Source organism: Pantoea sp. ACRSC, assembly GCF_022346785.1.
In the GTDB taxonomy this organism is placed as follows: Bacteria; Pseudomonadota; Gammaproteobacteria; order Enterobacterales; family Enterobacteriaceae; genus Pantoea; species Pantoea alvi.
Genome location: NZ_JAKRNN010000016.1, coordinates 85,020 through 98,544, shown reverse-complemented (window position 1 = coordinate 98,544; position 13,525 = coordinate 85,020). Strand labels below are relative to the sequence as shown.

Genomic DNA, 13,525 nt, shown 5'->3' with positions numbered 1-13,525 from the left:
ACTGAGCGGATTCGCGTTTAAACTCTGCGCTGAAATTTCTTTTTTTCATTGAGGCACCTGTAATGTTCTGAGGTGAGCATATCACCTCTGTTCAGGTGGCCAAATTCAGTAAACCACTTCACGGGGCACAAGAGAACCGCATAGCACGATTGCTCTATGCGGGGAGTATAGATTTATGCCCGGAAAAAGACAATCCGTTCTGTGCATACTCCTCCCGTGCAATTTAAGCGCAGGGCGGGGTGGATAAAAACATTTCACTTATTCAGGCTAAACGTCCTGATAACCGCCACCGTGGCGATCATTCCACTGCCTGCAAATGCTCTAATCCAGAGTGGTTCGCACCAGCAGGTTACCGGCGTCTTCCCGGACAGATGGGGCACGCCATGAGCCGACTCGTGGTTAAGGACAAACGTACCGGCAAAATGACACTGCGTCAGCGCATGTCACGCCATCCCTATTTTGTGCAGCTACGCGAAGCTGCAGGACGTAAACGCGATTTTCGGCCCGAAAAGCAGGCGCTATATGACGCTATGTGGCCGCTGTGTGTCCAGCGCGCGGATCTTGCCACCTCTGTTGTAACCTTTAACGGCAGCAAGCTGGCCGACGAACTGAGTCCGAAAGACGAAAACGGCAACGTCATTCCGGAAACGCGTGTAGAACCCAGCCGGTTGTCACGCCTGTTTGAGGAGTGGGAGCGTTACGGCCTGATTGAGCGGCCAAACCTTGAAATGGATCCCGTAACCGGTTACTGCATGCCGCGCCATATCGTGCTGACCGACCAGTTCTGGCAGCTGTGCGGCATCGACATGGACAAATTTCTGGCGGAGCGCAACGAACGCCTTGCCGCGGAGGCTGACGGCATTATTGAGCCGGGTACACACGCCTCTGTTCGCGCAGCGCGCCGGCGCTGGTATGAAAATATGCGCATGGCCACGTTGATTAGCCGCCGTGATAAAGCTTCTAGGCAGAAGCGTCGTAAGCGGCTCAGTAAACTGCCGATCGATGACAGGCGTAACGCAATGGCCAAACTGCTGCGCGCACGTCCGGTCCACGAGTGGAAAACACTTCCCCCTGAAGACTTTGACCGCCTGGTGTGGAAATGTCTGCGGCAGCTGGAGCTGGGCCTCGACCATGAGCCCGCGCGGCCAGAGATACCCGCTATCGTTCACTGACGTTTACCTCTTGTTTTTACCGCCTTGACTGGCGGTGGTGGCGTTTGTGCAGGGAGCTGAAAGCGCGCAGCGGTGCCGGCAGCGGGTCACAGGAAGCGGAGAAAAGTGGCCACGCGCAGCATCCGCATTTTTTTATCACAGTTACCTGCAATCAACATCAGAAAATTACCAGCAACTACAGCCAGCACTACGCGCAAAACAGTCCTGACTAACGTCAGAAAGAATAATCAAAATAATAAATAAGGTTTTCATTCTGACATCTGTCGAGGATAAATTTGATGACTTCGCTTGCAGCGGCCGCAGGCGTCCGCGCCGCTCAGAACCTGAAGTAGCTCCCGCCGACAGGCGGCGGGCAAAGCTTATTAGTTACATCATTCATAAATGCTTCCTTTTAACCCCCATCCGAGCAGAACCTGAAACCCCGCGCCCCTCTCCGGCAAAACCCCAGAGTCGGACCTGAAGCCCGGTTGCCCCCACTGACCAGCCCCGGCCGCCCGGCCCGCAGGGCCGGTACTGCAGTGGCTGATTAATGGGTGCTGTAACTAATTGCTTGGGTGTCGCTGTGGGTGATGCCGCGGGGGCTTTCTTTCGTCTGCGACCGTCTGGCTTCTGTGTGCCTGACAGGCCGCTGCTTCAACGGCGGTCGGGCAGGGCGTGGTGGGGCCGGGGATATACGCGTCGAAGAGCTGCGACTTTGCGTTACATTAGAAAGAAAGGTTGAAATAACCTGTGGCAATGAGATAGCTCATCAAGCGAAGCCCTCCTCTGTTTGTCCGGTAACCTTTGAGTCTTAATTAACACATGCACGTCGCTAAAATCAGGACACAGGTCACCGCTCCAGTTTCAACGTCATCTGGGCGCAGATTTTCAGCAGTGCCGACGGCAGGTACAAAATTATAAAACGTGTGCGGTTTACAACTATGAGGGGAGAGTTTTGAATATGACATCATGCGTGGTCTTCATCCTGAAGTATTAGAGCGAGATATCAGCCAACCCTTAGCAGGAATAAGTGAACTCTCCGTGTGGGCTCGTAAATCCATTTCAGGCAGGAAAATCGGAAAATTGCCTTGTGGTGCTGAGGTTTCGCTTGGCGAGAATACAACCGGGCTTTGAGCGAAGCGGTTATATATTTCAATTAGTTACATAGTATTAATCTCGTCCGACTGTTCCATGAGCTGTTCTACACTTATACCTTCAGTCACACAGCCTGATTGAAAAAACAGCATCAATTAGAGGGTGGCGACAGCAACGAGTCACGCAATCGCAGCCATCAAAACTGATCGTGCATGAGAGGAGAACACCATGAAAGCAGTTGTCTATAACGGGCCTTTTGACGTTTCAGTAAAAGAGGTTCCGGACCCCAAAATAGTGCGCCCAACCGATGTGCTTGTCCGTATTACCACCACCAATATCTGCGGTTCCGACCTGCATATGTATGAAGGGCGAACCAGTTTCGAACAGGGCCGCATCTTCGGCCATGAGAATCTGGGACAGGTGATTGAGATCGGCAGCGGTGTTGAGCGGATTAAAGTCGGTGATTACGTCTGCTTGCCCTTTAACGTCGGCTGCGGATTCTGTGAAAATTGCGAGAAAGGGTTAACCGGCTACTGCCTGACGGCAAACCCGGGTGCGGCCGGAGCCGCCTATGGTTTTGCTGAGATGGGGCAGTGGGACGGCGGACAGGCAGAATTACTTCGCGTTCCCTTTGCTGACTTTAACTGTCTGGTGCTGCCTCCGGATGCAGTTGAGAAGGAAGAAGACTACGTTATGCTTTCCGACATCTTCCCGACCGGCTGGCATGCCACTGAGCTGGCAGGATTACGCCCGGGAGAGAGTGTTGCTATTTACGGCGCTGGCCCGGTCGGCTTAATGGCTGCGCACTCGGCCATGATTAAAGGCGCATCACAGGTGTTTGTTGTCGATACCCATCCCGACAGACTGGCGTTAGCCGAACAAATTGGCGCTGTGGCGATCAATGGCGTGGGTGATGATGCGGTAAATAAAATTCTCGAATTAACCGATGGGCGCGGCACGGATTGCGGCTGCGAATGCGTAGGTTATCAATGCTGCAATAAGCATGGCCACGAGGATAACTCCGCCACCTTGAATAGCCTTGTCGCGTCAACCAAAGCCACGGGCGGCATTGGTGCGGTAGGTGTTTTTGTTCCTCAGGATCCTGGGGGGGCGACCGATCTGGCTAAAGAAGGTAAAGTGCCTTTTGATTTTGGTACTTTCTGGTTCAAAGGTCAGTCAATTAAGACCGGTCAGTGTAACGTAAAAGCCTACAACCGCCAGCTCGCAAGGCTTATCCATCAAGGGAGAGCCAATCCGGCGCAGATCATCTCACATCGTCTCGCGCTGTCAGAAGCCCCTGAGGGATATAAGCATTTTGACGATCGTGATAATGGCTGGACAAAAGTCATTCTGAAACCCTGAATTATGAACCAACAGAATAAAAGCCATATTCAGGCCGTGGTGATAGTGAGAATAAAAACCGTCTGTCTGTGGCTTAATGTTTTACATCGCATATTATGGAAAAAAGGAGAAGTGAAAGAGTTAAAGTGTCTCGCAAATCAAGCTTCAAGGACTTTATTTAAAAAAAATTACGTTAAGCGAAACATGATAGTAGTAATGGCCTTTAAGTTCTTTCCCTGCAAATTTTGAGTCACATTCCAGACTTCTAAGCACGGCCAACATACAAGGGTGGGGTTGGATTTGCAGTATATGAAGGGGGAGGGCGGCTGCGCCGCGCTACCGGCGCCGTTCAGCTACCGGGTGATATGTAGGACTGGCTGGCGCCTTCATGCCGCTGCGCGGCATAGGGAGGGCAATCGGGTAAAAACATAATCGCGTCTGAATGCTGGCAAATTGCGAGGCGGTATCCGGTTTCGCTGGAGGCGTAAACCAGTCCGGCCTGGTCACAATCACCGGCTGATCAGGCTGGCTGACGAAGTTAGGCGACATGATCTGCACGCCGAATTCACTGAACACATCCTGTATATAGCCATGAAGAATACTCCTTACCCCGGCCAGTGATTCACCTGCCTGAAGCCGGACCTGCAGTTCGTATGCCACATACCAGTCCTGCAGCGCCAGCTGACGTACCAGCGGAGCAATGCTGTGGTTAATCCCCGGAGTGCGACTGGCGGCCAGCTCCAGCATCGCTTCAACCTGCCGCCAGAACCGTAACCTCGTAGTTCTCGCGGGTCAGAATTTTCGTTGCCAGCATGCCAACCTCGCTGACGACGCCCTCATGATCGGCAATCCTGATCACTTCGCCTTTGCGCAGCGCGCGGGAATAGGTCAGCACCAGGCCGCTCATGGCATGGTTCATCACGCCTGCCGCTCCGGGCGTCAGCATCAGTCCGAAGAAAACGCTTATTCCTTTGAAGGCGAGCGAGTCAGCGCCGGGCAAAAACGGATAAGCCGCCGACAAGGCGAATAACCATATGACGACGCTGATGAGTTTACGGATAACGCCGACCTATCTTACCGTTCGCTCCTGGCGCTTGTGTCTGTCCGCTCAGTGCCAGAAGCGGACATTGGTGCTTAAGTAATCCTAAATTTGCATTTAAAATTAAAAGCGTGAAACATTGAAAAGGTTATTACCTAATTCCAAAATTGCATAATCAGTTATCTCATCCATGTTTAATATGTAACCTTAGCTGAGGAGATATTATGTTAGACGAATATAAAAAATGCATCGAATCCTGTTACCTATGCGCAACTGCATGTGATAACTGTGCGGCTTCGTGTCTCGAAGAAGAGAATCTTGAGATGATGCGCGAGTGCATAAAACTGGATATGCAATGTGCAAATATCTGCCGTCTTGCAGCTCAATTCATGACACTAAATAGCGATTCAGCCCAAGCGCTCTGCCGTCTTTGCGCTGACGTTTGTCAGAAGTGCGGCGATGAGTGTGGAAAGCATGAACATGACCATTGCCAGGAGTGCTCCAGAGCTTGTCATCACTGCGCCGAACAATGCAGAAAGATGGCCGCCTGAGAATAAATTCAAATTACTAAACCCGCTTCGGCGGGTTTTTTAATCCCAGTGATAAGCCGTAGGTGGGTGAGACAGGTGAGTTTAAAGGGGCGGGCGGGAAATGGATCTACTCGAAAGGGCTGGCCTTAATGACAAATTCTGGCACAGATTATTTGAATGACTCAATGTCCGCTTTTCGCTCTTAGCGGACTATAGGCCAGCTGCAGAGCTGTTTGCCATCAGACCCAGCCGGGACCCTCTGGCGACGACGCTTGTGACGTCTGGCGGAGCTTACTGATTCTGCCGGTAGTGCATCAGGGTTGATGACCTGGCCCTACCGGGGAGCTGGAGAACACCAGCAGGATGGTTATGCTTTTAATCATCAGAGGAAGAAAACCGGTGGAGCTGCTGTCACACAGCAGCATTAAGTGAAGAAAGCAGACCGTGAGACAGCGCGTTGGAGAGAGGAAGCGCAGGCGAAGGGAAATAACCGGTACGTCAGTCCCACCTTTCCAGGGAACACCGTAAACGACCAGACTTACGGGTGCAGTTAAAGTGTGAAATCGACGTGCTCGCCGCCGGGCATATTAACACCGATAGTTAGCTGGCCGCCGAGCGCTTCAACATATCGTTTGAGCGTCGCGATTTTCAGATCCTCGCCTCGCCCTTCGATAGCCGCCACAGAAGGTTGCGCGATCCCCATAGCTTCTGCCTGCTGCTTCTGCGTTTTAGCCAGCGCCTCGCGAAGTTTATACAGCTGAGAATCAAGCCGCATTTCTGCAACTTTATCATTCACCTGAGTCAGTTCCTCGGGTGTCAAATCAGCCATCAGATCATCCAGCGTTTTCATTTTCCACTCCGTTTCAGTTGGTCCAGGTGTCGGTGATACTCGCGTTCAGCCGTTTTAATCATGGTCTTGTAAAAACGCTTTTCATCAGCGCCTTCTTTGTTACCCGCGCAAAGGATGATGGCTTTGCGAAGAGGATCGAACACAAAAAATCCTCTTACAGGTCGGCCGTTGCTCTGTACTCTGAGCTCTTTCATATTGGGGATTTTCGAGCCGTACAGCGTATCGACATGCGGCCGCCCGAGGTGTGGACCTTCCTGCTTCAGAAGGTTCAGTGCGGCAATAAAGTCCAGCTGCATTGCTCTGTCCTGCTCTTTCAGCCATTCAGCGAACAAATCCGTGGTTTCAACAATCCACACAGGCCCACCTTTATAAATTACAATCTATATAGAATATATATTAGAGTCTATATTTTCAACGCTGTTCTGTATCAGTTTGAGCATGTGATGGTGGGCTTTGCTGCTGGCGGGTTCTGTTACAAATTCTGGACAGACCGGAGCCGCCTCGCTACTCGGGCCTTTTGTGTAAAACCTGCGGCGTCATTACCGGCCCAGCCCTCAGCGGCTGAATCTTTCTATGGTCTGAACGCGCTGCTGCTGGCCCGCTGCAAGGGTTGATCTAAAGTGCGCCATCGGAGCCGGCAAAACTGGAAAATTGGGAGCCTTAGAATTTTGATGCTAATGTCCGCTTTGTACCAGAAGCGGACGTTGCAAAGTCCATAACGGTTCATTGAATGACAGGGGATAAAGCAGGACAAAGCTTACATACGTCCTGTTCTGAGCGCATTTAACCAGTCGGGACGGTTATTCGCGCTCGCAACTAAAGCGGCTGATTCCCAGTCATACTCAACCGCTCTGAGTTCTGCATTCCATAACCCGTTATGTTGCTCCACTATTGCATAGCGGGCATGGGGAGAACCACTTTCCATGACATGCGCACAGGGTGTGTCATCATCATAGGCCTGTAACCCTACGCTGCCAGGGTTGACAATCAGTCGGCCGTCAGCCAGCCGCATTTTTCGGGGGATGTGCGTATGGCCGCACAGGATGAGCGATTCGCTTCTGCTTGCAATAAGCGCTAAAACGCGCGCTTCAGACGACGGCCGCACACCTGAAGCAGTGACTTCTTCGAGAAGATAAACAAGGTCGTCACCCGGGACGCCGTGCACCATCAGTATGTCCTCACTAAAAGTTAACTCTGCCGGCAGGTTTTTAAGCCATCTCCAGTGCGCAGCCTGAAGGCTTTTGAACGCATGCCTGTCAGACAAGCTCATATCTGAAAAATCCAGTTCGAGGAGTTGTCGTTCGTGATTACCTCTTACAGTTGGAATGTCAAGAGGCATCAGCCTGTCAGCGGTTTCCGCAGGGAACAGCCCTCCCGAAACAATATCGCCCAGGTTCACAATCTGATCGACTCCCTGAGACTGAATGTCCGCCAGCACAGCATCCAGCGCCGGAAGATTCCCGTGAATATCTGATATCACTGCCAGTTTCATACTGTTTTCCCGGTTATGTTTAATCTCACAGATTCCCTCACCTGAGCGGCCTGCAAAATGGATAAAGACACTGTCTGCGATTAACCTGTCCGAAGAATAACGCGGCGTCTGTCCTGATGCACAGTTCAGAAGTATGGGCAGTCAGCTGAAAGGTTGTATGACGGCTTTGCAGATTATTTCCCAGTATATGAAGCGCTTATCACGCTTGCACTTCTCATGTCGGCTAACAAAGGCGGTGTAAGCCCAGGTCTACCTTGTCAGGGCTGGCACAGCAGCTCTGAGCCAGAAACAGACGTTGAAAAATCCATAATGTTTCATGCTGCTTCCCCCTGTTTTGTCTTTACTCACCCGACTTATCATTCGGGCATTCTGTAAGCTGACAAGAGATCCCCGCATTATATTCATTACGGGGAACAGGCATGAGGGTAACCCTTATCTCTGCCCGGTATGATTCACCGGGACTTACTGGCCAGTTCGATGCAAAGCGCGCCGATCTGCTGCACAGCCTTCAGAAGTTCAGGTGTGGGTTCATTTGCGCAATTCAGTCGAAGAAAATTATGTAAGTCGCTCCCACCAGGAGAAAACAAAGCGCCTGGACTTACGCCAATGCCCAGCGCCAGCGCGCGGCGATGCACCTCCAGGGTATCTATCGGGTGCGGGAGTTCTACCCATAGCAGAAAACCCGCTGCTGGCATGGCAGCATGCGTTCCCGGCGGGAAACTCGACCTGACCTGTTCCAGGACAGCCCGCATCCCCTTTTCAATCCGTAACTTCAGATGTCGCAGGTGACGCTCGTAGTGACCACTTGCCAGAATCTCACCCGCTGCTGCTTCAAGCTGCGGCGCGCCCGCCCAGTCGCCAGCCATGCGAGCCTGCAAAACCTGATTATGATAGCGGCCAGCCGCAACCCATCCGATTCGCCAGCCCGGAGCCAGCGTTTTGGACAGGGAACTGCAGTAAATAACATTCCCGCTCTGGTCGAATGCCTTACATGCCGGAGGACGTTGCTCCTCACCAGCCAGGTCACCATACACATCGTCTTCGATGAGAGGTATGCCCGCTTGTTCAAGCAAAGCAACAAGCTTGCGCTTGCGTGTGACAGACATGCTGGCCCCAAGCGGGTTCTGCACCGTAGGTGAAGCCAGCACAGCAGCAGGCCGGTGAATGCAGACAGCTTCGGCAAGCGGTGCCAGCATTAAGCCCTCAACAGGATCGGTAGGAATTTGCAATGCTTTCAGACCTAAATCCTCCAGAAGCAGAAGCGTTCCAAAGTAAGCAGGCTGCTCAATCGCCACCGCATCACCTGGCTGGCATACTGCCCGCAGAGCCAGGCGCAGAGCCTGGGTTGCGCCTGCAGTAATGATGAGATCATCTGCATTAAAACGGGCGCCCCACAGCGCTGCGCGTGTAGCAATCTTACTGCGTAGTTCTGCTCTCCCGGGCGGCAGGCTGTAGCTCTGCCCGCCTGCTTTAAGACGGCGACCTGCAGCCTGCAGCGCCCGCTGCAGAGTAACAGCAGGCAGCCAGTCTGCATCAGGCAGCGCTGCGCCAAGTGGCACCAGACGAGTCTCTGCGTTGCTGAACAGTGAACGCGCTATGGCTGACATGGTGACGGGCACAGGACCACGCAAGGTATGAAGAAGCTGTATGTCCCGGGAATCCTTTATCTGACGCACAAAGTAGCCCGAGCGCGGTCGCGCTGTAATCAGGCCCTCTGCCTCAAGACAACGGAGTGCCTCCAGTGCTGTCGGAAGGCTGACCTGCTCGCGTTCAGCCAGCTTACGTGTGGAAATCATCCTGTCGCCGGGCCGCAGGACTCCTGACGCAAGGGTGAGCCGTAGCATCTCAGCAATGCGGCGATAATGAGGTAGCGACGTGAGCGGAGCAGACATTGCAATCTGTATAGTCGGTTTTTTGATAAATCTGACTATACAGACGATGAAGCACCGCATCTATAGTGTCGAATATGATTCAGACAAGGAGGGACTATGCTTAGCAAGAACTTTGATCTTTCTACCTATTTCCGTCGTATTAACTATACCGGAGCAGCGACCGCTGATACTGCCACTCTGCATGCTATGATGCGCCATCAGCTCTTCTCGATACCCTTTGAGAATCTGGATGTGCAGGCAGGTAAAATCGTCTCGCTGTTACCTGAAGATATTGCTGACAAGTTGCTGCAACAAGGCCGGGGCGGCTACTGCTATGAAGTCAATGGATTGTTTGCCATGGCGCTGGAAGCATCAAACATCCCGTATCGTTTCGTTGCAGCGCGACCCATGTTCTATCCGGCCAGGCGCCCCAAAACCCATATGGCGTTAATTGCTGAAGTTGATGGTCGACAGTGGCTTTGCGACCTCGGTTTTGGCAGTTATGGCATCCGCGCACCCGTGGCCCTGGACATTCTTGATACTGAAATCAAACAAGATTTCGATACCTTTCGACTTACTCGTGACAAGCATGATAACTATCTGCTGCAGGCGAAGGCAGAGGGTGAATGGTGCAACCAGTACAGCTTTGACCTCTCACCCTGTGAGTGGACAGATTTTGTTCCGGCGAACTACCTCAACTCTACTCACCCTGACGCCATCTTTGTGCAGAAACTGCTGGTTATACAGCACCGGCCTGAAGGACGCCTGATTTTGCTGGGCGATATGCTGAAATGGGTTTCAGCGGATGGAGTAGAAAAGCAGCAGCTGAAGCAAAGCGAGATCTTTTCTGTGCTGAAAAACCGCTTTGCTTTGCAAATGCCGGAATAAACCAGAGGCCATCTTATTTTTATAACACTTCCTGCTTCCGTAGTTTGAAAAGACAAAGGGCCGCGTGGATACGCAGCCCTCTGGCCGGCTCCCTGCTCAGAACAGACCGCAGTCTCGCTTAATCCGCCAAAAGTTCGAAATGTTTAAAGGGAGGCAACGGCGTCAGTTTCGTTTGCTGCAATGGCGATATGGTATCCATTACCACTCCTGCCAATACGTGCGAAGCCGTCCGGGCCTAAGTGCATGCCAGCCACCAGCGTTTTTTCTCTGAAGACGTGTCCCAGCAATGCTTTCCGCGTTTCCCTGGCTTGCACAGGATTTGTGTCAAAGGTAATGGAAACATCCGGATGTGCGGATTGAATATGGGGAAAGTGAACGATATCGCCCCAGATTATTAAACGGCTGTCACCGGAATCAATACGAAAACCGGTATGCCCGGGCGTATGGCCGGGCAGCCACACAGGCGAAATGCCTTCCACAATTTCTTCATGGCTCAGGAAGTGCAGATTATGCGCATAAGCCTCTAACGTCCGGCGAGCCAGTATAAAATTGCGCTGAACGCGTTCACTGGCTCTTTCTTTTTCTTCCTCGTTCCACCAGTAACCTGCTTCAAGAGGATGCAGATGAAGTTCAGCATTTTTGTAGACAGGTAATCCTTTATCATCCAGCAGGCCGCCAATGTGATCAGGATGAGCGTGCGTCAATAAAACGGTATCGATATCGTCAGGGCTGACTCCGGCGGCCCTGAGGCTTGATTTAAGCATGCCACCCGCATTATTGCTGCCTCCTGTACCGGCATCGACAAGGATGGTTCTTCCCCTGCCGCGAATGAGGTAACAATTAATGTGAATATCGCCAGGTTCAGTGATACCTGTACTGAGCTGAATATTTTCGGCATCCGCCGTTTTGATGTCTGACAACAGCGCCAGGCTGGCTGACATCACTCCATCACTGAGAGCAGTCACCAGAAAATCACCGATCTGACGCGACTTCAGCGTCAGCTGCTTCCTCATCTCGCCCTCCGCAACGGCCTTATGAAGCTGCGGCGTGACAGGTTCATAAAGGCGAGCATCAGGAACAGACTGAGACAGTCGTACCGCAGCGTCGCGATCAAGCACACAGGCAAAGCGCCGTTGCTGAACGTCGGCCTGTCCTGTCGCATTCATCACCGTTGCCGGGCATCCTGTTTCCTTCCTGATGAAGTCAATTGGCTGCGTGCTCAGCAGCAAAACCTGCCCGTCTGATACTGCCGGAGCCAGTCCTTCACATTCATACAGGCTGCGCTGCCAGTCAGTGACAGAGGCCTGCCAGTGAGAAAAATTACCGCCGCCTTTCAGACGGTATTCTTCGCCATTAAGTACCCGGGCATCTGCAATGGTATGAATGGCGAGGTAAGCAGGACAGCCAGTACCGAGTGCGCGAAAGCGCTGAGAAGTGATGAATCCGGTTACAGAGATGAGCGCTGGCAATTTTTCCAGACTGTAAAACGTATTCCAGTCCTTCTCGCTGGCGGGGTCGGCATATGAGCATTCTACGGTATACAACACGGGCTATCCTCGGCATCAACAAACAGCAGGACTTGCATGACCTGCTTAATGAATTTTCATCATGCTAAAGGCGTTTTATTACTCTTTATATCGATACTTTCTCACCATGCGTTTACATTCAGTCACTGAATGAATTTTAGCTAAAAGGGGAGGGAATAAATTTATGCGCAGAAAAATCCCGAGTAGCACTTCTCTACAGGCATTCGAAGCTGCGGCCCGGCATAACAATTTTGCGCGTGCGGCGGAAGAACTGTCGCTAACGGAAGGGGCCATCAGTCGCCAGATCGCACGTCTTGAATCGCAGCTGAACTGCAGGCTGTTCGACAGAACGGGAAGTCGTGTAAAGCTCAACCCTGCCGGAGCGCGTTATGCACACCATGTCCGCGAAACGCTGGAAAGGATTGAACGAGACACTCAGTACATAATGGGAATGCCTGCGGGCAGTACCAGTCTGGACATTGCCGTATTACCTACATTTTCCACACGCTGGCTCATTCCCCGTCTGAGTCGCTTTAAGGCAATGCATCCGGGAATAACGTTGAATATCGCAGCCAAAACAGACCCTTTCATTCTTACCGAAAGCGGCTTCGACGCCGTCGTTCATTTTGAGCATTCTTCATGGACCGGTATGCGGACACGCTTCCTGTTACAGGAAAAGCTGGTGCCGGTATGCCATCCCGGGCTGCTGACGGGTAAAGATATTAACGTTCAGCTGAACGAACTGCCGCGAATCCACCGTCGGCAAAATCCGGATGCCTGGCATCACTATGCTAATGAACACGATATAAAGCTGGATAATCCGGCGCAGGGTTCCCGATATGACCTTCATGAAATGGCAATAGCCGCAGCGCTGGCAGGGCAAGGCGTAGCATTAGTACCGCACATGTATGTTGAAAATGAACTCCACAGCAGAGTACTTGTAGCACCATGGCCCGAATCGAACAGCCTGAGCAAACGTTTCTGTCTGGTTAAACCGGTGGAAACAGGACTGAATGAAGCGGCCCTGCAGGCTTTTGAAAGCTGGATGCTGGCTGAAGCCACCAGCAGGAATCTCACTACATGAGAGTAACGTCCGCTTTGTGCCAGAAGCGGACTTTTCCCACATCTGCATGCACTAATCCCTGGAGAACAGATTTTACTGCGTGGCCATGAAGACGCGCCGAAATCATCAGGCGCGTTTTTTCACAATATGGACAGGGAAAGGTGCCGAAAACGGCCCGCTCGCATCAGAAGCGCGCTGAGGGCCTCTTAGGGGATGCGCCCAAGAACTCTTATCTTAAATCCGGGTGCCTGGCCGGTTCACCCGGGGTTGCCGCGTTCGGTGCAGAATTGACGCCTGTTCTGTTGCCTTCCAGGACTGCCGCCTGAACGCTTCTGATGGCGTCGCGTATTACAGTCTCTCGCCACGTTTCGTCTGCAGCGAGCAGAAAAAGCGCAGCTTCAGGAGCAACCGGGCGTTAGTACAGGTGCGCGCTCATCGAGTAGCGCAATCACGGCCTCACCCATTACTGTGTCAGACAGCCTTTTCTCTTCGTTGCTGTACATGCGTGAACTGCTTGCTGTGAAAGCTCTGCCCGTACGGCAGGAGAAGTTTACAGAATACGTGAAAACTGCCACTCAGGCAGGGAAGGAACTTAAATAGTTTCACGTTGCCCTATTAGAGACAGAGATATTCCTCTGTAACGAATTTTCCCCGCCCTGAGCGGGTTTTTTTTGCCTTA

The 13,525-nt window shown here is 52.2% G+C and carries 10 protein-coding genes and 2 pseudogenes; 5 read left to right on the top strand and 7 right to left on the bottom strand.

All coding sequences use genetic code 11. The annotated features are described in order from the left end of the window. Positions 1–239: 239 nt before the first annotated feature. The gene (gene repA / locus MHZ97_RS15910) at positions 240–1,172 is read left to right on the top strand and encodes a plasmid replication initiator RepA (protein WP_309242194.1); all 933 of its coding nucleotides are present in this window, start codon (positions 240–242) and stop codon (positions 1,170–1,172) included. 1,302 nt (positions 1,173–2,474) lie between these two features. Further along, positions 2,475–3,608, top strand: coding sequence for a glutathione-independent formaldehyde dehydrogenase (locus tag MHZ97_RS15905; RefSeq protein ID WP_239314994.1), 1,134 nt, complete (start codon positions 2,475–2,477; stop codon positions 3,606–3,608). Between the two features lie 315 nt (positions 3,609–3,923). Here MHZ97_RS15905 and MHZ97_RS15900 read toward each other — a convergent pair. After that, positions 3,924–4,656: pseudogene (locus MHZ97_RS15900) on the bottom strand (mechanosensitive ion channel family protein); the annotation flags it as partial. A 194-nt stretch (positions 4,657–4,850) separates the two neighbouring features. Between MHZ97_RS15900 and MHZ97_RS15895 the strand changes: the two are divergent. Next, on the top strand, positions 4,851–5,177 hold the full coding sequence (locus MHZ97_RS15895; RefSeq protein WP_103793601.1) for a four-helix bundle copper-binding protein: 327 nt from the start codon (positions 4,851–4,853) through the stop codon (positions 5,175–5,177). 529 nt (positions 5,178–5,706) lie between these two features. Here MHZ97_RS15895 and MHZ97_RS15890 read toward each other — a convergent pair. The 4 genes from MHZ97_RS15890 to MHZ97_RS15875 all read right to left on the bottom strand — a co-directional run bounded on the left by MHZ97_RS15890 (position 5,707) and on the right by MHZ97_RS15875 (position 9,390). Further along, on the bottom strand, positions 5,707–6,006 hold the full coding sequence (locus tag MHZ97_RS15890; RefSeq protein ID WP_071668522.1) for an XRE family transcriptional regulator: 300 nt from the start codon (positions 6,004–6,006) through the stop codon (positions 5,707–5,709). Beyond that, a complete protein-coding gene (locus MHZ97_RS15885) occupies positions 6,003–6,362 on the bottom strand; it encodes a type II toxin-antitoxin system RelE/ParE family toxin (protein WP_239314993.1) in 360 nt (119 codons plus the stop codon). The genes MHZ97_RS15890 and MHZ97_RS15885 overlap by 4 nt, the downstream gene beginning before the upstream one ends. Positions 6,363–6,763: 401 nt before the next feature. Continuing rightward, positions 6,764–7,498, bottom strand: a complete 735-nt coding sequence (locus tag MHZ97_RS15880; protein WP_239314992.1) for a metallophosphoesterase — start codon at positions 7,496–7,498, stop codon at positions 6,764–6,766. Positions 7,499–7,950: 452 nt separating this feature from the next. Continuing rightward, positions 7,951–9,390: a PLP-dependent aminotransferase family protein gene (locus tag MHZ97_RS15875; protein WP_239314991.1), complete on the bottom strand. Its 1,440-nt coding sequence runs from the start codon at positions 9,388–9,390 to the stop codon at positions 7,951–7,953. 96 nt (positions 9,391–9,486) lie between these two features. Here MHZ97_RS15875 and MHZ97_RS15870 point away from each other — a divergent pair, with 96 nt between their 5' ends. Continuing rightward, a complete protein-coding gene (locus MHZ97_RS15870; RefSeq protein ID WP_239314990.1) occupies positions 9,487–10,257 on the top strand; it encodes an arylamine N-acetyltransferase in 771 nt (256 codons plus the stop codon). 143 nt (positions 10,258–10,400) lie between these two features. Here the strand turns inward: MHZ97_RS15870 and MHZ97_RS15865 are convergent, their stop codons facing one another. Both MHZ97_RS15865 and MHZ97_RS15860 read right to left on the bottom strand, forming a co-directional pair. Then, positions 10,401–11,270 (bottom strand): MBL fold metallo-hydrolase, encoded by an 870-nt coding sequence (locus MHZ97_RS15865; RefSeq protein WP_239314996.1) that lies wholly within the window; start codon positions 11,268–11,270, stop codon positions 10,401–10,403. 24 nt (positions 11,271–11,294) lie between these two features. Beyond that, a pseudogene (locus MHZ97_RS15860) lies at positions 11,295–11,804 on the bottom strand (sugar ABC transporter); the annotation flags it as partial. A 163-nt stretch (positions 11,805–11,967) separates the two neighbouring features. Here MHZ97_RS15860 and MHZ97_RS15855 point away from each other — a divergent pair. Further along, positions 11,968–12,867 (top strand): LysR substrate-binding domain-containing protein, encoded by a 900-nt coding sequence (locus MHZ97_RS15855; RefSeq protein WP_239314989.1) that lies wholly within the window; start codon positions 11,968–11,970, stop codon positions 12,865–12,867. The last annotated feature ends 658 nt before the right edge of the window (positions 12,868–13,525 follow it).

Excerpts from the sequence above, each read along its gene's own strand:
- MHZ97_RS15890 (WP_071668522.1), bottom strand. The coding sequence starts at position 6,006 with ATGAAAACGCTGGATGATCTGATGGCTGATTTGACACCCGAGGAACTG.
- MHZ97_RS15880 (WP_239314992.1), bottom strand. The coding sequence starts at position 7,498 with ATGAAACTGGCAGTGATATCAGATATTCACGGGAATCTTCCGGCGCTG.
- MHZ97_RS15875 (WP_239314991.1), bottom strand. The coding sequence starts at position 9,390 with ATGTCTGCTCCGCTCACGTCGCTACCTCATTATCGCCGCATTGCTGAG.
- MHZ97_RS15870 (WP_239314990.1), top strand. The coding sequence starts at position 9,487 with ATGCTTAGCAAGAACTTTGATCTTTCTACCTATTTCCGTCGTATTAAC.
- MHZ97_RS15895 (WP_103793601.1), top strand. The coding sequence starts at position 4,851 with ATGTTAGACGAATATAAAAAATGCATCGAATCCTGTTACCTATGCGCA.
- MHZ97_RS15855 (WP_239314989.1), top strand. The coding sequence starts at position 11,968 with ATGCGCAGAAAAATCCCGAGTAGCACTTCTCTACAGGCATTCGAAGCT.
- MHZ97_RS15865 (WP_239314996.1), bottom strand. The coding sequence starts at position 11,270 with ATGAGGAAGCAGCTGACGCTGAAGTCGCGTCAGATCGGTGATTTTCTG.
- MHZ97_RS15905 (WP_239314994.1), top strand. The coding sequence starts at position 2,475 with ATGAAAGCAGTTGTCTATAACGGGCCTTTTGACGTTTCAGTAAAAGAG.